This window comes from Hydrogenivirga sp. 128-5-R1-1 (assembly GCF_000171895.1).
The window spans coordinates 1-2,244 of sequence record NZ_ABHJ01000149.1; the positions used below are offsets into that span (position 1 = coordinate 1).

3 protein-coding genes are annotated in these 2,244 nt (G+C 28.6%); all 3 read left to right on the forward strand.

Annotation, left to right across the window (positions count from 1 at the left end):
* The first annotated feature begins 140 nt into the window (after positions 1–140).
* On the forward strand, positions 141–692 hold the full coding sequence (cobO, locus tag HG1285_RS04060; protein WP_050777696.1) for a cob(I)yrinic acid a,c-diamide adenosyltransferase: 552 nt from the start codon (positions 141–143) through the stop codon (positions 690–692).
* Complete coding sequence (locus HG1285_RS04055) at positions 692–1,804, forward strand: ABC transporter permease (protein ID WP_008288729.1); 1,113 nt, start codon at positions 692–694, stop codon at positions 1,802–1,804. The genes cobO and HG1285_RS04055 overlap by 1 nt, the downstream gene beginning before the upstream one ends.
* On the forward strand, positions 1,804–2,244 hold a 441-nt coding region (locus HG1285_RS04050), incomplete at its 3' end, for an ABC transporter permease (protein ID WP_008288730.1). The genes HG1285_RS04055 and HG1285_RS04050, both read left to right, overlap by 1 nt.

The following is a 2,244-nucleotide window of genomic DNA, read 5'->3' on the forward strand; positions in this document are numbered from 1 at the left end:
GTATCAATATACAAAGAAACAGGGTTTAAAGAAGAAACTATCCAAACAGAAATAGAAAAATGCCCAATTTGTGGTTCACCTTTAATTAGAAGTGAAGGATGTGTTAAGTGCCCAGTTTGTGGATGGAGTGCCTGTTCATTATGATTTACATATTTACTGGAAATGGTAAAGGAAAAACAACAGCAGCGATTGGAACAGGTATAAGAGCAGTAGGTGCAGGCTTAAAAGTTTTAATGGTTAAATTTATGAAGGAAAAAGGTGTATCATCTGAGGATAATATATTAGATGAAATTCAAAACTTTGATTTATACACATTTGGGAGAAAAGGTTTTTATCTTCCCAAAAAAATGCTTGAAGAAAATCCAGAGCTAAAAAAACATTTCAAACTATTTGAAGATATAGATTACAAATTTGCAGAGGAAGGATTTAACTTTGTTAAAGAAAAGGTAAAAAGTAAAGCTTATGATTTATATATTCTTGATGAAATATGTGTAGCTTTAAATTTTAAACTTTTAAATATAGACCATGTAAAAGATTTTTTATTAAAAAATAAAGAAAAAAATGATTTTATATTAACAGGCAGAAATTGTCCTGAAAGTATTATTGTTATTGCAGATTTAATTACTGAAATGAGAGAAATAAAACATCCTTTTGAAAAAGGAATAAAAGCTAAAAAAGGAATTGATTATTAATGAATTTTGGTGTTATTAAAGCATATTTTATAAAAGAGCTTTCAGAACTTGTAAGGTCAAGACTAATAATATTTGTTTATTTAATGCCTTCAATGGTAATGCTTTTATTTGGGTATGGAATTAAGATGGAAGTTACACACACAAGAACTGCGATTATTGATTATGATAAATCAAAACTATCCTACAATCTTATTTCAAAGCTTGAACATTCTAAATACTTTGACATTAAATACTATAACATTAATGAGGAAAAAGCCTTAAATCTTATGAAACAAGGAAAATTAGATGCGTTTATTATTATTCCTGAAAGTTTTGAAAAAAGGCTTTTTAAAGGTCAAAAAACAGAAATTGGTGTTTTCGTTGATGCTTCTTTTCCAATGAGAGGTTCAACAGTTGAAAGCTACATTCAAGGTGTCCTTTTAAATACTTTTCAGGATTATATTAAAAATGTTTCCATAAAAAATCTTATAACAGTTAACCAAAGGTTATTATTCAACCAGTCAATGAGAGATGAAAATGCAATTGTTCCCGGGCTTTTAGGAATTATTCTTCTTGTTGCACCTGCTATACTGTCCGCCCTTTTAATTGTCAGAGAAAAAGAGTACGGAACAATTTTTAATTTTTACTCATCTCCTGTTTCAAAACTTGATTTTCTATTTTCTAAATTATCTATCCCAGTTATTTTCCATTCAATAAACATATTTATACTCTTTATATGGGCTGTTTATATTTTTGATGTACCATTTAGAGGAAACTTTTTTATTTACTGGATAAGCTCTGAAATTTATATTTTTATAAGTCTTTCAATAGGACTTCTTGTTTCAATTATAGCAAAGACACAGGTTGTTGCTATGCTTGCAGCTGTTGTTATTACAATTATTCCGGGTTTTCTGTATTCAGGTATCATCATGCCAATATCTTCATTGAAAGGTGAAGCGTATATTGAAGCTCATTTGTTTCCAGTTATGTATTACAACCATATTGTATATGACTGCTTTTTAATAGGACAGGGGTTTTCTTCTGAAAAAAATGTTTTTTACTTTTTTGTTCTGGTTTTTTATAGTCTGATACTTTTAACAATAGGAGCCAGATTAATGAAAAAGGAGCTTTAATGAAAGCTTTTTTTACCGTATTTATGAAAGAAATACTTACTTTCTTTAGAAGCTGGGGACTTGTACTGGTTATTTTATACTCTTTTACTTTAGATGTATATATTGCTGGAAAAGGATTTGAAGTAAAGCCAAGAAATGTTTCTGTCGGTTATGTAGATTACTCTGATGGAGTTATTTCAAAAAAAATATTAAATCATTTACACAGACCTGAATTTCAGGAGCCTAAAAGATTTAACTCACAAGAAGAGTTAAGTAAAGCTATATTTAATAAAGAAATTACAGTAGGGCTTGTTTTTGATAGCGATTCTGAAAAAAATTTATTAAAGAATGGAAAAGCTAAGGTTAATGTTTTACTTGATTCAACTGCTGCAGCTCAGGCATTCTTGACACTTTCTTATATTCAAAACATTGTTTTAAGATTTTCAGATTTAAATTTTCCA